Origin of the sequence: Pseudomonas kitaguniensis (genome assembly GCF_009296165.1) — a bacterium.
Lineage (GTDB): Bacteria > Pseudomonadota > Gammaproteobacteria > Pseudomonadales > Pseudomonadaceae > Aquipseudomonas > Aquipseudomonas kitaguniensis.
Window position 1 is genome coordinate 1 of the sequence record NZ_VUAZ01000021.1, and the last position, 18,094, is coordinate 18,094.

Consider the following 18,094-nt stretch of genomic DNA (forward strand, 5'->3'; position numbering starts at 1 on the left):
CGAAGATTCAACTCGGTAAATAGACCGAGGTGCGGCCATCGGGAGCAAGCCCCCTCCCACATTCTGAATGTGTGAGCACGTTCAAAGTGTGGGAGGGGGCTTGCTCCCGATGAGGCCCTCAAACCCCAGCCCAAAAAAAGGCCGCGATCCCCAGGATCGCGGCCTTTTGCGTATCAGCGAATAAACTCAGACTTCATCCAGCTCCGGCTCGTCCGCCTGCACATTCACCGTCGCCTTCACGGCATCATGACGACGGATGTACTTCCAATCCGCCTCATCGATATAAATGCCATTCGGCCCGCTGCCGCCTTCCAGGTCGATTGCCACCTGGGCCGACACCTGCGGTTTCACACTGGCCAGAATCGGCACAAAGCCCAACTGCAAACTGGTTTCGAGCAGCGCCGCCTGGTTCTTCTCGTCGATGTCCGCGGCCTCATCCAGGTAGTACGGCAAGCGCACGCGCCCAGCCTGGTCGCGGTCCATCAAGTGCAGCAACAAGTACATGTTGGTCAGCGCCTTGATGGTCATGGTGGTGCCGTTGGACGCGGCGCCATCAATGTCGGTGTGAATCACTGGCTGGCCGTGCACCTTGGTGATTTCGAAGGCCAGTTCGAACAAATCCTTGAGGCCCAGCTGGTTGTGGTTGGCGGCCACCAGGCGCGCCAGGTATTCCTTGGCCTCTTCGTTCTTGTTGTCTTGCTCGGCGCTCTGGCTCAGGTCGAACACCGACAGCGTTTCGCCTTCTTCATATTGACCGGCACTGTGGATGATCTGGTCGATATGCTTGAGGGCTTCCTTGTTCGGCGCCAGCACGATGCGAAAGCTCTGCAGGTTGGACACCTGGCGCTTGTTGATCTCGCGGTTGAACAGTGCCAGTTGGTGTTCCAGGCTGTCATAGTCGCTGCGGATATTGCGCAGGGTCCGCGCGATGTCGGTGACGGCCGCACGGCGCGCCTTGCCGAGGGTCAGCGCTTCATCGGTGCGGTGTGCATAGGCGTTGATCAACAGGTGCAGGCGGCGCTCAACGTCGTCCTCGCTGTCGAACTTGGCCACGCCCTTGAGGCGCACCTGCGCATACAGCGCTTCAATTTGCCCATCGGCGCGCAGCAAACCTTGCCAGCTGTCCTGATAGTCATTGAGCAGCGGCAGCAAGTTGTCCATCGAGTCATCGACCGGGTCCATGAACGGCGTACCGAACGGCAAGTCTGCCGGCAACAACTGGCGACGGCGCAGCGCGTCGTCCAGGGTTCGCTGCTTGGCTTCCATGTCGGCGATCTGACGGCCGACCAGTTGCAGCTTGGCCGACAGTTGTTGGACGCGCTCGGTAAAGGCATCGCTGGAACGCTTCAACTCGTCCTGAGCCGCTTCCATCTGCGCCAGGTTTTCGAGCTTCTCGCCTTCTTCGGCACTCAACGTTTGCGCGCGGCGGAAATCTTCCAGGGCCTTTTGCGCGTCCAGCACTTGCTGGTACAGCGCTTCGGTTTGGGTTTTGCTCGCCGCGCGGTCGGAGGCCACGGCTTGCTGGGTTTTCAGCTGCTTGAGTTCTTTTTCCAGGCGCTCTTTCTGGTCGCGCAACGCCGCGCGGTCGGCCAAAGCTTGCAAGGCCGGCGGCTCGATGTGGGAGAGGTCGATAGACAACCCTGGCACTTCAAAACGCTCGCCCTTGAAGCCATCAAGAATCTGCTCCAGGGATTTAACCCACTGGCCGTCCTCGTCCAGCGTGATGCCATGCTCGCCTAGCGGCAGGCTGAACAACGAACTGTTGAACAGCCGCATCAGGCGCTCGACATCCGGCTGCGAGAATTCTTCGCGCAGTTTGGCGTAGCTGTTGTTGTCGGCGTGATCGAGCTGTTGCTTGACCGACTTGAAGCGTTTTTCCAGGTCGCGCAAACGCTCGTCCAAGTCCTCGGCGCTGAACTGCCGGGACTGCGCCAGCGCACCGGCCAATTCGTCGTGGGCATCCTTGGCCGCCAGCAGTTGCTGCTCCAGCACTTTGACGTTATCGACCAAGGCAAAACGATGCTTGAGCACCGAGAATTCGCCGAGCCAGCGCTGGATGCCGCTGATTTCGCGCTCCAGGCGCATCAGCTCTTGGGTGCCGCCGCGTTGATTGTTTTGCAGCGCGTCCTGCTCGTTGCGGTAATGCTCGGCCTGAATGGTCAGCTCTTCCTTGCGCGCGCCGGCGTAGTCCGACCACGTGCCCAGCAACGAATCCAGAAGTGGCGACAGGCGATGCAACTTGCCGCGCAACACGTCGCGCTGGCGAACGCCATTCGCCAATGCTTCGACCAGCGGCCCGGCGGCGACCAGAGAGTTGTAATCCTGCTCCATGCGTCGCACATCGCGGAAGGCTTCTTCGCACGCCGCGATGTAATCAACACTGCCGGAACGCAGGCTGTGTTCGAAGGCATCCAGGAACAATTGCTTGAGCTTGGCCGCGGTGATTTCGCGCATGTGCAGCAGGTTGATAAACAGCGCGCGGAAGGTCTTCAGGCTCTGTTCGCTGGTGGAGCGCAGCGGAATCAACGTCAGGTCGAGCGGGATCGACGTGTGCCCGCCCACCAGCAAACGACGCAGCTCATCCGGCTTCAGCTCGTAGGCTTTCAGGCCTTCGCGCTCAAGGTTGGTGAACAGCTCTTTCTGACGCAGGCAGGTGTCGTTTTTCTGGTAGTGGGCCAGGTCCAGCTTGCCGGCGTAGGCAAAAAACTGGTGACCGAAACCACCGCCCGGGCCACGGCCGACCACGCCGATGACGTGCGGGCCGTGGGGCAGGGAGACTTCCACGAGGATGTAGCTGGTGTCGGTGGCAAAGTAGAAACGCCGCGATTGCTCCAGCGTGTACTTGCCGAAACTCATGTCCGACATGCGCGCCAGAATCGGGAACTGCAAGGCGTTGATCGACGCGGACTTACCCAGGTTGTTCGCGCCGTACACCGACAGCGGCTCTTCCAGCGGGAATAAACCCAAGCTGTAACCGGCGGTGTTCAATAGGGCGAAACGGCGGATGCCGTAGCGTTCCTTGCTCATGCGTCGGTCTCCTGTTCTTCGGCGATGGCGCGGGCCATGGCGTCTTCTTCGCTCTCAAATTCGCTCAGGTCGAGCGGATCATCGGTCTTCAGCAGCTTTTCATCGCTGTCTTCGTCGATGATCACCGGCGCCGGCAATGGCAACACGCTGTGCACGCTGGCCGCGAGGTCGCGGTCTTGTTGCACCGACAAGCACACATCGAGAAAGCGGTGCATCGGCGGCAGGAAGCGGTACACGCCGTTGTCTTCGCTGGCAAAACCCAGTTGGGTCATGCGGCGCATGATTTTTTCTTCGAGTTCTTCCTGGGTTTGCACTTCGGCCTGGATAAACAGGTCGCGGTACTTCTCCAGCAGCGACGGCAGTTCATCGCGGCCCAGGCTGCCACCGTCGAGCACGGCAATCGGGTCACGGCCCTGGTCGGCCAGGTGCTCGACGATGATGAAGGTGAACAGCGCCAGGCGCTGCGCGGTCTTGTTGACCTGCGCGCTGGCGATGGCCGAGTCCGGCACGAAGTAGTAGAAACCGCGCGTATCGCACACCAGCTCAAAGCCCAGGGCCTTGAACAGTGTGCGGTACTGGTCCTGGAAGTTTGACAGTTGTGCGTACAGCTCCGGGTCGCGGCGGCTGACGTGGTAACCCTTGAACAGCTCGCGAAAGATCGGCGCCAGCTGGGACAGTTCGGATAGATCAAGTTGCATTGGGTGTACTCGCGGAATTCTCGGGCGCATCAGCGTTGGCCGGGAGCAGGGCGAATGAGCGCAGGCTGACCTGGTGCTCGTGTGTGTGGTAATCGCGGCGTTCCAGGCGTTCGCGCTTGAAGCGTTTTTCACGCGAGAGTCGCGAGAACCAGTACAGCAATTCGTCGGTGGCGCCGTCGGGTTCCTGCGCAAGCAGCCAGGTCATCAGGTCTGGCATCGGCAGCGCGTCTTCGCAGCGCTCGAGCATTTCCTTGACCGTGCGCGGTGCGCGTTGGGCTTCGCCCTTGTGGGATTTGTGCGCCTTGGGGAAACGCGCCGGTTTGGGCTCAAAATTGGCCAGCGCATACACATACGCCTCTACCTGGCTGGCACTGCCGAGGAAGGTGCTTTGCGGCCGGCTGAACATCGGCATCGCCGCTTGCGGCACCGCGTCCAAACCTTTGCGGCGGATGGCCGACAATGCCAGCGCCGCGCCACGCGTCACGGCGTTATGCCGGCGCGCTTCTTCACGCAGCGGCAGCAGCAGCTCGCGCGCGTGACGCAAGGTCAACTGGGCGCTGGTTTGCATTTCGAGGATGCGCGCGTGGGTGCGCAGCAGCATGTCGTCGTCCACCAGGTGGCCGAGGCGCTGTTGCTCGGTGAGCATGCGCAGCAACACGTTCTCGACCTTGCGCACGCCTTGTTCGAAGGCGCCGTCGGCGTTCACCAGTTGGATCATCGGTTCAACGTATTCGTCCCACGTCGCCAACACTTCGGCGTAACGCTGGCGCAACGGGATCTGCCGGTCGCTGGTCTTGGCGCGGTCGGCCACGGCGGCGAGCGCTTGTTCGTCGTTGGCGAGTTTTTTCAGCACATCGCGCACGCGCATATCCAGCAGGCGCAGTTGCCGGGCCAGGTCGTGGCCATCACGGATGTCGAAGGCGTCCTGAATGTAGCCGGCCAAACGCTCGAGGTGGCGCAGGTAGGCTTCGATTTCCAGGCACAGGCCGAGGCGGTGCTCTTTGCGCAGGTAGGCGAGGAAGTCGTGGATCTGCGCGTTCAGCTCGAAACGGTTCGGGCTTTTCGCAACAGGCACCAGAATATCCAGGCGAATCCACACGTCCAGCAAACCGGTGATGTCTTGGGGCGTGCTGTCCAGTTGTTGGGCGGCCAGTTGCGCGCGCAGTTCGCTCAGGCTCAAGGTGCCTTGGTCGAAATGTTCGCACAGTGGCTCAAGTAAGGCCCAGTGTTCGGCGAGGGCGCGCAGGACGCGCTTGGGTTCGATCATGGGAATGGCCGGCTGGTTGGCGATTAAAAGTCGCGATTGTACTGCATCAGGCGCGGGATTTATCCACAGCCGGTCAGTGCACAGTGGGCGATTGTTACCGAACAGCGGTAGAATCCCCGCTCTTTACTTATCCACAAGTGGCCGAGCTGTGCTTATCGAGTCCCGACGTCGCGCTTACTTGACCGCCATGCAGGTGGTCAACTGGCTGCCCCGCACCGAATTGCCGTTTGCCGCCCCGTCGCGGCCGCAGTTGCTGGACGCGCCCGAGCCTTTTGAGGCACTTGAGGTGTTGGGTGAGGAGGCCGCAGCGCCAGTGGCGGTGGTGAAGCCCGAGCCGCAGGCGCGGCCTGTTGTAGAGCGCGCAAAGGTCGAAGTACCGCGCCCGTCGCCAATCGCAAAACTTGCCGTCGCCGAAAAAGCGGCCCCGGTGGCCAAAGCCGCTGTGGTGCCGCCGCCACGCTTTGCCCTGCAATTGCTGCGGGCCGGGCGTTGCCTGCTGCTGGTGGAATTGCCTACCGGCGAACGCTTCCAAACCCGCGACCCGGCCTACATGCTGCTCAAAGACATGCTGCGCGCCGCAGGCCTGCCCGACAGCCCGCAAATCATCGGCGACCCGGTGCGTTGGCCATTGTTGGTGCGCGGCACCATGGACCAAGGCCCGGAAGCCGCGCGTGACTTTGTGCAAGGTTTTGTTTCGGCACGTCTGGAGGACGAACCCTGCGTGTGCCTTTGGCTGATCGGTTTGCCCGCCGTGCGCTTTGCCGGCGAGGCGAATGCCGAAGCCTGGTATCGCGAACTGCAGATCGAAGGCCTGGGGTCTGTATGGGCCTTGCCGGGCCTGGAATTATTAATGGAAGAGCCACAGCGTAAGGCTGATGTATGGCAAGCCATGCGCCAGCTGATGGCGCGCTGGAAAAGTACCGATGAGTGACGCTTTATCCTTCCGCCCGATGACCGAGGCGGACCTCGACGCCGTACTCAAGATCGAATACGCGGCGTTCAGCCATCCCTGGACCCGCGGAATTTTTCTCGATGGGCTGGGCAAGTACCAGATCTGGCTGATGTTTGAAGGCGAACAGCAGGTCGGCCACGGCGTGGTGCAAATCATCCTCGATGAAGCGCATTTGCTGAACATCACCGTCAAGCCGGAAAGCCAGGGCCGAGGCCTGGGTTTGAGCTTGCTCGAGCACCTGATGTCGCGAGCCTATGAGGCCAAGGCCCGCGAGTGCTTCCTGGAAGTGCGTGACAGCAATACCGGGGCGTTCCGCCTGTATGAGCGTTACGGGTTCAACGAGATCGGGCGCCGACGCGATTACTACCCCGCCGTCGGTGGGCGTGAAGATGCCGTCGTGATGGCCTGCACGCTGGTCGACTGATTACAAAAGCCACTGTGGAAGGAAGCAAGGTTCCTCCCACAGTTGGCCCTGTGGTATCTCAGCGGTTGCCGTCTACCGGGTCCAGGTCGGCCAGTTCGGCCTCATCCAGCCCATTGCCGCCGCCTATCTCGTCTTCATCGACGATGCTCAAATCGTAATCCGCCGGCTGATCTTCGCCTGCATCGCGGGCATCGCGCGCGCCGTCTTCATGGATCAGCGTTTCCGGGCTCATGTCATCATCGGTGGGCTCATGATCGTCCGTCGAAGCACCGGTCATACCGGCTTCGCGCACCCGTTCGTCGGGCATCAAGTGCTCGCGCTCACCCGGCGGAATTTCATCGCCGATTTCTGCCGTCGGCGCTTGCTCGTCAAAATCCAGCTCGCGCATTGAGCCCATGCGATCTTCGTTGTCATCAATCGGTTCGGGCTGTGTAGCGCCGTAGGGACGTCGTGATTCAGTCATGGCCTATCCTCATACTGTGGGGCTTATAGTGTGTGGACAGGCATGGCCGCCTAAAGATTCAAGCTAATTTAGCCTGGCTATTCTCGCGCCGCGCGTGACCCGCACCAGCGGTGGTGTGTCAAAGCTGGGCATCATTCCTGAGGCTTTCCCTGATGAACGAACTACAAGACTTGCTTGATAACAACGAACGCTGGGCGGATGCGATCAAACAGGAAGATCCCGAATTCTTCGCCAAGCTCGCCCGCCAGCAAACCCCGGAATACCTGTGGATCGGCTGCTCCGATGCGCGGGTGCCGGCGAACGAGATCGTCGGCATGCTGCCAGGCGATCTGTTTGTGCACCGTAACGTGGCCAATGTGGTGCTGCATACCGACCTTAATTGCCTGTCGGTGATCCAGTACGCAGTCGATGTGCTTAAGGTCAAACATATCCTCGTCACCGGCCACTATGGCTGTGGCGGTGTGCGTGCCTCGATGCAGGACCGCCAGTTTGGCCTGATCGATGGCTGGCTGCGCACGATTCGCGACCTCTACTACGAAAACCGCGAGCTGCTCGCCCAACTGCCGACGGAAGAAGAGCAAGTTGACCGCCTCTGCGAGCTGAACGTGATTCAGCAGGTGGCCAACGTCGGCCACACCAGCATTGTGCAGAACGCCTGGCACCGTGGGCAAAACCTGTCGATTCATGGCTGCATCTACGGCATCAAGGATGGCCGCTGGAAGAGCTTGAACACCACCATCAGTGGTTTCGAGCAATTGCCGCCGCAATATCGCCTGCGCCCGTTGGGTGACGCTTAAACAGGTTTGTTACGGTCGCGCTGCTCCAGGAACAACTGGCCTTCTGCGCTGAGTTGTTCCTGCGGGCCTTTGATCCAGCCCCGGCAGTTGGGCCCGGCGCATTCGCAGGCAAACTGGCGGTGCAAGACGTCGCCGGCGTTGGCGAAATCAATGGTCAGCCAAGTGTTGGCGGCAATCGGCAGCACTGACCAAAGCTCCAGGTAGGCCGTGTCGAAATACACATTCGGGTCGCAGGCGTGACGCAGTTGGCCGCAGACCCACGGGTCATACAGCTGGATCCGTGCCGAGATCTGGAAGGAATGCTGGCGTCGTTCACTCAAGGCATAGCCGAACACCCTGGCGATGAGCGTGTGGTTGTCGAACGCTACGCGCGATTTGATCCCGGCGGCTTCGCCGTTTGGGGCACGCACGATCTCAAACTGGCGTGTGGTCGGATAGCCGTACTCCGCTGATGTTGTCGCAAACGGGTACAGACCAGCATTGTCAGCGTCACTAGCCTTATCCCTGGCTGGAGTTTTCATGGTTTTCCTGAAATGGGCTGCATCGACCTGCCAATGGTGTCGAGTGCCAGTCTTGCAGCGAATGGGTCCGGCTTAAGACTCGCTGAACAGGCTGCCGATGACTACTGTCAATGTTGACAGTAATCATCGTTTTTTTGTGCGACCTAAAGCACCGGCGCGATGATGGCCGTGGGCGCAGTGGCATTCTTCAGTTGTTTCAACTGAGCCTTGATGACCGGCGTGGCGCACTTGGCGTTGGCTTGCTGCGGGGTGAGCTTGCGCACCGAGGTGTAGAACAGCTCACACGTCTGCTCTTTGCGGGTGACCTGCCAAGTGTTCATGCAGGCCTTGAGCAGTACATTGGCATCGCTGGCGGGTTTCTGGCCCATCCCGGCTTGCCAGCACGCCGCGCTCAAATCTTGCCCCATCACTTTCAAACCGGCGTCGTCGGCCTTCTGTTCATCGCCTGCATAGGTTGCAGGGTCTGCCGCATACCAGATGTAACTCGGGTGGTTGGCGCCGAGTACCGCCACGCTTTTGCCGGCTTGCGGGCTGATCTGCGCCAAACCCAGCACGCCCACGGTCTGGCCGTATTGCTGCTTGATCCAACTGCGCACCGGCGCGCCGAACGCGACCATCGGCAGTGAAACGTCGCCGTGCTGGCTCAGCTCCTTAACCATGCGCGTCTGATAGTCGGTGAAATAGCCGTAGACGTTTTCCAGGTCCTTGCCTGCGTTCGAAGGCGCGGCGATGGGCGCAATATCAATGATGGTCTGATAAGCAGGCGTTTCGGTGGCTGCGATGCCATTGTCGGTGAGCAAGGTAGCCCAACGGTCGGTGGTTGCCGACTCCAGGTAGTCCTGGGCCTGGGTCAGCGAGTAGTCCGGTGGGAAGTGCAGCAATTCGATGCTTTTGCGGTTTTCCAGGGCCATGCCCAGCGGCAGAAACAGGTACCAGTTATAGGCCCACTTGCCGTCGCTGTTGAGCTTGCTCGCGCCTTGATACGCCAGGTCGGCGGTATCAAGCAGCGTCTTCAGCGGCTGGCCGTACTGGTCGGGCACGCCGCTGAAGGTGGCCGTCACCTCGCCGTCATGGGTTTTTACGCTGACCCTGGCCCGGCTGTAGCCGTCGCGCTGCAGGCTCTGGTTCAGGTAATGCTCGGCAGTTTGCTCCAGCGTCCATGGCCGAAAGCAGATCACATTGCAGTTATTCGGGAAGGCGAACAGTTGCGTGACACGTTGCGTACTGCCCAGTGGCACGTCGATGTCGGCCTGTACGGCCGCACTGGCCAGCAGTGCGGCCAGGGTAAAAGACAGCCTGGTCGGTTTGAACATAGTTGGTTCCTTGTCAGCGAAAGCCCGTCTGCGCGGGGTGAAAGCCCACCCACACACAGTAGCGGTTGCTCAGGAAAACCGCGTGTTAAATCGCCAAGCGTGTCGTTATTGGATAAGCCAACCTACACGTTGAACTGCAAGGCATTGCTCAAGTCACCCATGGGTTTCTGGCCGCGGGCGGTCATCGCGTCATCACGCTGCTTGAGGCCATCCAATGTCTCCAGCTGGAACACCCGAGTAATTAAACGCAGGATCGACGCCGTGTCGTAAACCGTATGGTCAACCGTGCCTTTGCGCGCGAACGGCGACACCACCAAGGCCGGAATTCGCGTGCCCGGCCCCCAGCGGTCGCCTTTGGGCGGTGCGACGTGGTCCCACCAGCCACCGTTTTCATCGACCGTCACCACCACTACCATGTTTTTCCACTGCGGGCTTTCTTGCAGCACCTTCAACGCGCGGGCGATATGCCGGTCGCCCGAGGCCACGTCGGCGTAACCTGCGTGCATGTTCAGGTTGCCTTGAGGCTTGTAAAAACTCACGGCGGGAAGCTTGCCGGCCTGGGCATCGGCGAAGAACTTATTGGTGCTTGATTCATCACCCAAACCGCCATCGCGCAGGCGTTTGTCACGTTCGGCGCGGTTCTCGGGGCCTTGTTGCTTGAAGTAGTTGAATGGCTGGTGGTGGTACTGGAAGTTCGGAATCTTGGGGATGCCGCCTGAATCCTTGAACTGGTCCAGAGTGGCTTGCCACGCCCCGGCGTACCAGGCCCAGTCGACGTTCTTCTTCGACAGCTTGTCACCGATGTGTTCGTGGGTTTGTGGCACGAGTACGTTGGGCAGGTCCGGTTTGGAGTAATCCGGGTTCTGTGGGTCGCGAATCCAGGTCGGCCAGTAGGGCGGGGCCAGCGTGTTCACGCCGTAACCGTCCGGCGTCAGGGCGCTGGGGCCGAACTGCGGTGGGCCGGTCATGGCGCTGGCCGGGGACGTGCCCAACGGCTTGAGGCGTGGGTCGGTGGGGTCATCGCTTTGCAGCGTGGCGATTTGTGCCTTGGCCACGGACTGCGCGGCATTCGGATAAAACGGCGCAGTGGCGCTGATCAGGTATTGGTGGTTAAGGAACGAGCCACCAAAGGCGCCCTGAAAGAAGTTATCGCAGAGCACAAACTCCTTGGCCACGTCCCACAGGCGCAGGGAATAACGGCTCTGGGCGTAATAGCCCATGACCAAACCACCCGAATCCGCCCAGGCGACAAAGTTGTCGTTCTTGCCACCGTTGATCTGCATCTGGTTCTGGTAGAACACGTGCCACAAATCGCGGGTGACCAGGCTCAAGGGCAAGTCCTCAGCGTTCGGGCCTTTGAGGGCGAATGGCGCGTTGGGCAGGTTTTCCTGGAATTGCACTTCACTGGGGTAGGTCACGCCGTCCACGCTTTGCGGGCCGACTTGCAACACACCGCCCCACGCCGGCGGCAAAGTGCCCAACAGGCTACCGTCGCGGTCGCGTTGCTGGAATTCGGCAGCCGTCAGCGTCGCGAGTGGCTTCTCAACGCCCGGGAAATCGGCGAACAGGTTGTTGAAGCTGCGGTTCTCGGCATAAATCACCACCACGGTTTTCACCTGATCGTGCAACGCCTTGTCCAGTTCTTGCGGGGTCAGTGGCCGAGGCGCCGGTTTGCCGGGTGCCTCACTGGCATTGCCACAGGCAGCCAACGTCGCGCCGACCCCCAACACCGCCGCGCCGCCCAGGAAGCGCCGCCGGCTGGTGTCCAGCGGCGTTTGAGCTACGGAATCGGGAGCGGGGCGTTGGTTGTGCTCGTCACTCATTGCGGGAAGTCCCTGATGCGTGGTTGTTTCAAGATATTTCGCAGGACGGTAGCAACGCAATGTGACGGAACGAAGACAGTGGCGTCAGGCTTGAGATGTGTCTACGCGTGCCCGGCGCTGCTAGACTGACTCGATAATGGACGTCACCGAGGTGAACCGTGAAACCTTCAATCGCCCTTGAACTGAAACGCGCCGCCGTCAGAGACGTGGTGGGCCGTTTTCGTGTCTCAAACCCGAGAGTATTCGGTTCTGTGTTGCTCGGTACCGATCATGAAGGCAGCGACCTTGATTTGCTCGTCGATGCTCCTCCGGGGACCACACTGTTTGATCTTGGTGGGCTACAGGTCGAGCTTGAGGATTTACTGGGGATCAACGTGGATTTACTGACACCTGCCGATTTGCCCTTGAAGTTTCGCGCAAAAGTGTTGGCTGAGGCTCGGCCGGTATGACCGCGAATCGCCTTCCTGGCCCTCCAGCCTGAACGCTTCGGTTGCAACAACCGATGCGTGATTTTTTGACTAAGGCATCACCGGCGGCAAATACTTCAGCGTCGTCCCCAACGCCCACAGCAAGAACAACACCAGCGGCGTGTGCACCAGCAACTGCACAAACGAAAACCCGATCAAATCCCGCGCCTTCAACCCCAGCACCCCGAGCAGCGGCAACATATAGAACGGGTTGATCAGGTTTGGCAGCGCCTCGGCCGCGTTATAAATCTGCACCGCCCAGCCGAGGTGGTATTGCAGGTCATTGGCGACTTGCATCACGTAAGGCGCTTCGATAATCCACTTGCCGCCACCCGACGGAATAAAGAAGCCCAGCACGGCCGAATAAACCCCCATCAGCAGCGCGTAGGTGTCATGCGAGGCAATGGAGGTGAAGAAGGTCGAGATATGGTGCGCGAGGGTCTGGCCGTCGCCGCCTTTTACCACGGTCATCAGCGCCGCAATCGAGCCATACAGCGGAAACTGGATCAGCACGCCGGTGGTGGTCGGCACGGCGCGGGCCACCGCATCGAGGAAGCTGCGCGGGCGCCAGTGCAGCAGCGCGCCGACCATAATGAACAGGAAGTTATAAGTGTTCAGCCCCGAAATGGCGCTGATCGCAGGCTTGGTCGAAAACTCATGGAACAGCCAACCGGCCGCCAGTAATGCCAGCAAGATAGTCAGCAATGGGCTGTGTTCCAGCCATTCGCCAGGGCGGGTGGGCGGCTGGATTTTTGGCAGGTTGAACGCCGGGTCGACGCCGCAGGCCTTGGCATCACGAGCACTGTTCGGGCCAGGCGCGGTGGCGTAGGCAATGATCAGCGAGACCACGATCAGCGCCAGCAACAACACACCGGATTGCCACAGGAAGATCGTTTCGGTGAACGGGATCACGCCGGTGATCGACAGAATCGACGGCGGCAAACTGGCCGGGTTGGCCTGCAATTGCGCAGCCGACGACGACAACCCCAGTGCCCATACCGCGCCAAGGCCCAAGTAGGCCGCAGCACCGGCGGCGCGGTAGTCCATGCGCAAATCCGTACGCCGCGCAAGTGCACGCACCAGCAAACCGCCGAACACCAGGGACAACCCCCAGTTCAGCAGTGAGGCAACCATGGAAATCAGCGCCACCCACGCCACCGCCGAGCGGCCGTTTTTGGGGATGCGCGCCAAGCGGTCAATCAGCTTCACCGCAGGCGGTGAACTGGCCACCACATAACCGCCGATTACCACGAAGGCCATCTGCATGGTGAACGGGATCAGGCTCCAAAACCCATCCCCAAAGGCCTTGGCGGCTTCTGTTGGCGCCGCGCCCATGCCCAAGGTCGCCACGGCGACGATGATCACGGCGAGGGCGGCAAATACCCACGAGTCTGGAAACCAGCGTTCGGCGAAGTTGGAACAGCGCAGGGCAAATCGGGCATAGCGGCTTTCTTCGATAGCATCGGCCACGAGTCTTTCCTCTTGTAATTATTATGGTGTTGGCAGTTTTACGGCATGTTCCGCTACGGCCATTGATATGGGAATGCAGTTATCTTCATCGATCCATGAGTAAAACAAATATATCTGTCGTGATTGCCATGATTGGGCTCAGCTCATAACCTGCACGCCATTTTGTTTGTCTGCCGAGCCTTCACATGACTGCCACCTTTGCTCCACAGGCGCAGCGTTTTTCCCGCTCCGACTACAAAACCCTGGGCCTGGCCGCCCTCGGCGGTGCCCTGGAAATCTACGACTTCATTATCTTCGTGTTCTTTGCGCTGACCCTCAGCCAACTGTTCTTCCCACCCGAAATGCCCGAATGGCTGCGCCTGCTGCAAAGCTTCGGCATTTTTGTTACTGGCTACCTGGCGCGCCGCTGGGCGGCATTTTGATGGCGCACTTCGCCGATCACTTGGGGCGCAAACGCGTGTTCAGCCTCAGCATTCTGATGATGGCGTTGCCCTGCCTGCTGATCGGGATCATGCCGACCTACGCGCAAATCGGCTATTTCGCGCCGCTTATCCTGTTGGTGCTGCGTGTGCTGCAAGGCGCCGCGGTGGGCGGCGAAGTCCCGAGTGCCTGGACCTTCGTCGCCGAGCACGCGCCGCCCCATCACCGTGGCTACGCCTTGGGCTTCCTGCAAGCCGGCCTGACCTTCGGCTACCTGCTCGGCGCACTCACCGCCACGCTGCTGGCGCAGGTGTTCACGCCTGCCGAAATTCTCGACTATGCCTGGCGCTTTCCCTTCCTGTTGGGCGGTGTATTCGGCGTGATCGGCGTGTGGCTGCGCCGCTGGCTCAACGAAACCCCGGTGTTCCTTGAAATGCAGGCGCGCCGCCAAGCCGCCGCCGAAATGCCACTGCGCACCGTGCTGCGTGACCATCGCGCGGTGCTGCTGCCGGCGATGATCCTCACCTGCGTGCTCACCTCCGCCGTGGTGGTGCTGGTGGTCATCACCCCGACCCTGATGCAAAAAACCTTCGGCATGAGCCCCAGCCATACGTTTGCGTTGAGCGCGTTGGGTATCGTCTTTTTGAATATCGGCTGTGTACTCGCAGGCCTGCTGGTCGACCGCATCGGCGCCTGGCGTGCTGTGTTGGTCTACAGCCTGTTGCTGCCCGTCGGCATCGCGATTTGTACGCCAGCCTGATCAACGGCGGTATCTGGCTGGGCGCGGCATATGCCGTGGCGGGCTTGAGTTGCGGAGTTGTCGGCGCGGTGCCGTCGGTGATGGTCGGCCTGTTTCCGGCGCCGGTGCGGGTGTCGGGAATTTCCTTCACCTACAACATTGCCTACGCGCTGTGGGCGAGCACCACGCCATTGCTATTGATAGCGCTGATGCCGACCCGCCCGTGGATTTGCGTGGGGTACTGCGTGGTGATGGGCGCGGTGGGCGTGGCGAGTGTGGCGCTGTTCAGCAAACGCCACGTGGTATACGCCGTTACAAAAGGGCTCTGAGGCCATCAATTGACGCGTAGGGTAGTCACTCCTATAGTCACGGCCACTTCTGATTAATACCTGTAAACCATGACTCAGACCGCCTTTATCAATCCCGCAATCCTGTCCTGGTCTCGCCAGCGGGCGGGCCTGTCTGAGCAACAAATTGCCAAAAGCCTTACGGTCAAAATGGAAAGGGTAAAGGAGTGGGAGGACGGTAAGAGCCTTCCTACCTTTAATCAGGCGCAAAAGTGGGCAGTTATTGCGCACGTCCCTTTTGGCTTTCTATTTCTCAAGGCCCCTCCACAGGAAAATCTTCCGCTTCCAGACTTGCGTACCGTGGGCGGGGCGTTCCCCGACACGCCCAGCTTGAACTTGATGGATACCGTAAGAGACGTGCTCCGCAAGCAAGATTGGTACTTGGAATACCTGCAGGATCACGAGCGGGCACCGCTGGCCTTTGTTGGAAGTTTCAACAGCTATTCGCCAATCAAAGATGTTGTCGCAGATATTCGTCGCGTTCTCGGTGTTACGGGTGACTTTGTCCGCATGGGTTATGAAGAGTATGTGAGGGCATTGGTGAGTGGTGCAGAGGACGCAGGTATTCTTGTGATGCGCAGTGGAGTTGCCTTGGGTAATACCCATAGGAAGCTCGATGTCAGCGAGTTTCGAGGCTTTGCAATAAGTAATGCGATGGCCCCCGTCGTATTTATCAACAGCGCGGATGCGCCCACTGCGCGGCTTTTTACGCTTATGCATGAGCTTGCGCATATCTGGATCGGCAGCACTGGTGTGTCTGACGGCGGCGCTCAAAGTGCTCGCAAGGAAGAGGCTTTTTGCAATGCGGTGGCGGGGGAGTTCCTCGCTCCAGAACTTGTCTTTCGAGCGCATTGGGACCCTGATGTTTATTGGGAAGATAACCTGATGCCGTTGGCCGGACGCTTTCGTGTCAGCGCATTGGTCATTGCGCGCCGCGCCCGTGATCTTGGTTACATCACGAGTGGCCAATACGGTGCTTACTACCATAGGGTTTTACAGGATTATCGCGACAAGGATGGCAATGGAGGGGATTACTACCGCACAGCTGCGATCAGAAACAGTGCTCGGTTGAGCAGGGCTGTTTTGGCAGAGGCGCAGAGTGGCCGTATTCTGCTACGCGACGCAGGGAAGTTGTTGGGCGTACAACCTGCGAAGCTGAAGGCTTATGGGATGAAATTATCGGCATGAAGCATTTATTGGATTCGAACACATTGATCGAAGCCAAAAATCGTTATTACGCGATGACGATTTGCCCAGGTTATTGGGCGTGGATACTTCAGCAGCATCAGGCTCTGGAAATTGCCAGTATCTTTCCTGTCCGTGACGAACTGGTGAAGGGTAACGACGAGTTGACGCAGTGGGTAAAGAGTAATGCTCAGCTGTTTGAAGACTCAAGTGATCAGCAGACTCAAGCGGCCTTTGGGGAAATTGTTTCAAGAATCGCCGAGCAGGTGCCGGTGATGAAGGCGGGTGCATTGGAGGAGTTTCTTGAAGGAGCAGACGCTTGGCTAATAGCCAAAGCGATGACGACAAGGGCTGTGGTTGTGACACATGAGGCCTATAACCCTGACATCAAGCGTAAATACACCATTCCCAATGTGTGCTCTCTGTTTGGTGTTCCCTACATGAACACGTTCGAGTTGCTCGGCAAACTCGACGCGCGCTTCGTTTTGCATCACTGACCTATCGAGGGGAGCAGCGCTTCCCCTCAATGCGTGATCTTCAGGTCAAAAAGTACCAAAGCAACAGCGTGCCCACCAGGCCGACCACCGAGACAATGGTTTGCAACACCGACCACACCCAGATCGTCTGCTTCAGTTGCAAACCAAAATACTCACGCACCATCCAGAACCCGGCGTCGTTGACGTGGCAAAAGAACACTGAGCCTGCGCCAATCGCCAGCGCCACCAATGAACTCTGCGTACCCGCCAGCCCGGCCATCATCGGCGCGAGGATGCCCGCAGTTGTGGTGGTGGCAACTGTTGCCGAACCGGTGGCCTGGCGCAGGGCCACGGCGATCAACCATGCGAGTAATAAATACGGCATGTGCGCGCCTTCGGCGACTTTGCTGATGGTTTGGCTGACGCCTGCGTCCAGCAAGGTTTGCTTGAGGCCACCGCCGGCGCCGATGGTCAGCAGCAACACGGCAATCGGCGCCAGGGCTTTGCGCAGGGTGTTGCCGACGTCTGCGCGTGGCATGCCGGCGGCCCAGCCCAGGCAGACCACGGCGGCGATCACCGCCAGGCCGAGGGCGATCAGCGGTTCACCGAGAAATTTCAAGGTCAGGGCCACCGGGCTTTCCGCTGCCATGGCAACCTTGGCCAAGGTGCTGCCGAGCATCAGGATGACCGGCAGCAAGATGATCAGCAGCGACACCCCAAAGCTTGGCTGGCGCGGCGCCTTGGGCGGCGCGCTGAACAGCGCACCGATGTCGGCCGGTGCTTCCACGTGCATGCGTTTGGACAGCCAATTGCCGTAGAGCGGCCCGGCGAGGATCACCGCAGGCACTGCCAGGCAAAAGCCCAGCAACATGGTCAGGCCCAAGTCGGCGTGCAGTGCGCCCACCGCAATCAGCGGCCCCGGATGCGGCGGCATCAGGGCGTGCAGGGTGGTCATGCCGGCAAGCGCCGGGATGGCGATTTTCAGCAGCGGCTGGTTCGAACGCTTGGCCATTACAAAGATGATTGGCACCATCATCACCAAGCCCACTTCGAAGAACAGCGGCAAGCCAATCACCATGGCCACCAGCGCCATTACCCACGGCAGTGATTTGCCCTTGCCCAGCCCGAGCAGCGTGGTGGCGATGCGGTCGGCCGCGCCGGATTCCGCCATCAACGCGCCGAGCATTGAGCCCAGGGCGATGATGATCCCGGCTTCACCGAGAATCGCCCCGGCGCCTTTGCTGAACGCCTTGGCGACGTCTTCGGGCGGCAAGCCGGCGCCGACACCGGCGATAAAGGTGCCGATCAAAATCGACAGGAACGGTGGCAGCTTGGTTGCGCTGATCAACACAATGATGCTGGCAATGGCCAGTAGCACGCAGAACATCAGGCGGGTGTCGTGAACCATCCACGCAGCAGTCGATAACGCCAAAACGGAGCTCCTTAGCGAACAGGGTGGGAAATATGTTTCTTTTTGTTTCCTGCTCGAAAAGCATACCTGATACCGCGCTGGCCAAGTGCGCTTGTGCGGTTTTGGTGCGATCAGGGGTGGCGGGCCAAAAATGCCGCACCAGAGCTGTTACTGTCGGATTTGTAATCTTTCCTCCACCGGCCTGATAAGTCCCGAAAGCTACATTGCCCCCGCTGGGAAACCTCAGCGACTTTATGGGCGTGGAACTCTCGATATGGCAATTTCGGTAAACAT

15 protein-coding genes and 1 pseudogene are annotated in these 18,094 nt (G+C 59.9%); 7 read left to right on the top strand and 9 right to left on the bottom strand.

The features are described 5' to 3' along the window. Nucleotides 1–186: 186 nt before the first annotated feature. The 3 genes from mksF to mksB are packed head-to-tail and all read right to left on the bottom strand — an operon-like array spanning nucleotide 187 to nucleotide 4,992. Nucleotides 187–3,027 (bottom strand): Mks condensin complex protein MksF, encoded by a 2,841-nt coding sequence (gene mksF / locus F0169_RS04590; RefSeq protein WP_152745802.1) that lies wholly within the window; start codon nucleotides 3,025–3,027, stop codon nucleotides 187–189. After that, nucleotides 3,024–3,725 carry an Mks condensin complex protein MksE gene (mksE, locus tag F0169_RS04595; RefSeq protein ID WP_122249617.1) on the bottom strand — a complete coding sequence of 234 codons (702 nt, stop codon included), beginning with the start codon at nucleotides 3,723–3,725 and terminating at the stop codon, nucleotides 3,024–3,026. Before mksE ends, mksF begins: the two co-directional genes overlap by 4 nt. Beyond that, nucleotides 3,715–4,992, bottom strand: a complete 1,278-nt coding sequence (gene mksB / locus F0169_RS04600; protein WP_058411511.1) for an Mks condensin complex protein MksB — start codon at nucleotides 4,990–4,992, stop codon at nucleotides 3,715–3,717. The genes mksE and mksB overlap by 11 nt, the downstream gene beginning before the upstream one ends. 187 nt (nucleotides 4,993–5,179) lie before the next feature. Here mksB and F0169_RS04605 point away from each other — a divergent pair, with 187 nt between their 5' ends. Together F0169_RS04605 and rimI are read left to right on the top strand one after the other, a co-directional pair. After that, nucleotides 5,180–5,923, top strand: a complete 744-nt coding sequence (locus tag F0169_RS04605) for an energy transducer TonB (RefSeq protein WP_152745894.1) — start codon at nucleotides 5,180–5,182, stop codon at nucleotides 5,921–5,923. Next, nucleotides 5,916–6,368, top strand: coding sequence for a ribosomal protein S18-alanine N-acetyltransferase (rimI, locus tag F0169_RS04610; protein ID WP_058411509.1), 453 nt, complete (start codon nucleotides 5,916–5,918; stop codon nucleotides 6,366–6,368). The genes F0169_RS04605 and rimI overlap by 8 nt, the downstream gene beginning before the upstream one ends. A gap of 58 nt (nucleotides 6,369–6,426) precedes the next feature. On the opposite strand, the gene F0169_RS04615 is transcribed toward rimI, so the two are convergent. Continuing rightward, complete coding sequence (locus F0169_RS04615) at nucleotides 6,427–6,831, bottom strand: serine kinase/phosphatase (RefSeq protein WP_152745804.1); 405 nt, start codon at nucleotides 6,829–6,831, stop codon at nucleotides 6,427–6,429. Between the two features lie 152 nt (nucleotides 6,832–6,983). On the opposite strand from F0169_RS04615, the gene can reads away from it, so the two are divergent. Beyond that, nucleotides 6,984–7,628: a carbonate dehydratase gene (gene can, locus F0169_RS04620; protein WP_058411507.1), complete on the top strand. Its 645-nt coding sequence runs from the start codon at nucleotides 6,984–6,986 to the stop codon at nucleotides 7,626–7,628. Here the strand turns inward: can and F0169_RS04625 are convergent. The 3 genes from F0169_RS04625 to F0169_RS04635 form a co-directional block, all read right to left on the bottom strand. Then, nucleotides 7,625–8,149, bottom strand: a complete 525-nt coding sequence (locus F0169_RS04625) for an SET domain-containing protein (protein ID WP_122249614.1) — start codon at nucleotides 8,147–8,149, stop codon at nucleotides 7,625–7,627. The genes can and F0169_RS04625 overlap by 4 nt on opposite strands. Nucleotides 8,150–8,292: 143 nt before the next feature. After that, nucleotides 8,293–9,462, bottom strand: coding sequence for a hypothetical protein (locus F0169_RS04630; RefSeq protein WP_152745805.1), 1,170 nt, complete (start codon nucleotides 9,460–9,462; stop codon nucleotides 8,293–8,295). Between the two features lie 122 nt (nucleotides 9,463–9,584). Then, on the bottom strand, nucleotides 9,585–11,285 hold the full coding sequence (locus F0169_RS04635; protein ID WP_152745807.1) for an acid phosphatase: 1,701 nt from the start codon (nucleotides 11,283–11,285) through the stop codon (nucleotides 9,585–9,587). 158 nt (nucleotides 11,286–11,443) lie between these two features. Here F0169_RS04635 and F0169_RS04640 point away from each other — a divergent pair, with 158 nt between their 5' ends. Further along, nucleotides 11,444–11,734, top strand: a complete 291-nt coding sequence (locus F0169_RS04640) for a nucleotidyltransferase family protein (protein WP_058411503.1) — start codon at nucleotides 11,444–11,446, stop codon at nucleotides 11,732–11,734. A gap of 69 nt (nucleotides 11,735–11,803) precedes the next feature. On the opposite strand, the gene F0169_RS04645 is transcribed toward F0169_RS04640, so the two are convergent. Further along, nucleotides 11,804–13,222 (bottom strand): TIGR00366 family protein, encoded by a 1,419-nt coding sequence (locus F0169_RS04645; protein WP_172979326.1) that lies wholly within the window; start codon nucleotides 13,220–13,222, stop codon nucleotides 11,804–11,806. 185 nt (nucleotides 13,223–13,407) lie between these two features. Here F0169_RS04645 and F0169_RS04650 point away from each other — a divergent pair. The 3 genes and pseudogenes from F0169_RS04650 (at nucleotide 13,408) to F0169_RS04660 (ending at nucleotide 16,410) form a co-directional block, all read left to right on the top strand. Next, a pseudogene (locus tag F0169_RS04650) lies at nucleotides 13,408–14,710 on the top strand (MFS transporter). 69 nt (nucleotides 14,711–14,779) lie between these two features. Then, complete coding sequence (locus tag F0169_RS04655; protein ID WP_152745809.1) at nucleotides 14,780–15,916, top strand: ImmA/IrrE family metallo-endopeptidase; 1,137 nt, start codon at nucleotides 14,780–14,782, stop codon at nucleotides 15,914–15,916. Next, nucleotides 15,913–16,410 (top strand): DUF4411 family protein, encoded by a 498-nt coding sequence (locus F0169_RS04660; RefSeq protein ID WP_152745811.1) that lies wholly within the window; start codon nucleotides 15,913–15,915, stop codon nucleotides 16,408–16,410. The genes F0169_RS04655 and F0169_RS04660 overlap by 4 nt, the downstream gene beginning before the upstream one ends. 40 nt (nucleotides 16,411–16,450) lie before the next feature. Here the strand turns inward: F0169_RS04660 and F0169_RS04665 are convergent, their stop codons facing one another. Next, complete coding sequence (locus F0169_RS04665; protein ID WP_152745813.1) at nucleotides 16,451–17,821, bottom strand: GntT/GntP/DsdX family permease; 1,371 nt, start codon at nucleotides 17,819–17,821, stop codon at nucleotides 16,451–16,453. Between the last annotated feature and the right edge of the window lie 273 nt (nucleotides 17,822–18,094).

Bases quoted from the DNA above. Each gene is read 5' to 3' on its own strand.
- mksF (WP_152745802.1), bottom strand. From the start codon at position 3,027: ATGAGCAAGGAACGCTACGGCATCCGCCGTTTCGCCCTATTGAACACC.
- mksE (WP_122249617.1), bottom strand. From the start codon at position 3,725: ATGCAACTTGATCTATCCGAACTGTCCCAGCTGGCGCCGATCTTTCGC.
- mksB (WP_058411511.1), bottom strand. From the start codon at position 4,992: ATGATCGAACCCAAGCGCGTCCTGCGCGCCCTCGCCGAACACTGGGCC.
- F0169_RS04605 (WP_152745894.1), top strand. From the start codon at position 5,180: ATGCAGGTGGTCAACTGGCTGCCCCGCACCGAATTGCCGTTTGCCGCC.
- rimI (WP_058411509.1), top strand. From the start codon at position 5,916: ATGAGTGACGCTTTATCCTTCCGCCCGATGACCGAGGCGGACCTCGAC.
- F0169_RS04615 (WP_152745804.1), bottom strand. From the start codon at position 6,831: ATGACTGAATCACGACGTCCCTACGGCGCTACACAGCCCGAACCGATT.
- can (WP_058411507.1), top strand. From the start codon at position 6,984: ATGAACGAACTACAAGACTTGCTTGATAACAACGAACGCTGGGCGGAT.
- F0169_RS04625 (WP_122249614.1), bottom strand. From the start codon at position 8,149: ATGAAAACTCCAGCCAGGGATAAGGCTAGTGACGCTGACAATGCTGGT.
- F0169_RS04630 (WP_152745805.1), bottom strand. From the start codon at position 9,462: ATGTTCAAACCGACCAGGCTGTCTTTTACCCTGGCCGCACTGCTGGCC.
- F0169_RS04635 (WP_152745807.1), bottom strand. From the start codon at position 11,285: ATGAGTGACGAGCACAACCAACGCCCCGCTCCCGATTCCGTAGCTCAA.
- F0169_RS04655 (WP_152745809.1), top strand. From the start codon at position 14,780: ATGACTCAGACCGCCTTTATCAATCCCGCAATCCTGTCCTGGTCTCGC.
- F0169_RS04660 (WP_152745811.1), top strand. From the start codon at position 15,913: ATGAAGCATTTATTGGATTCGAACACATTGATCGAAGCCAAAAATCGT.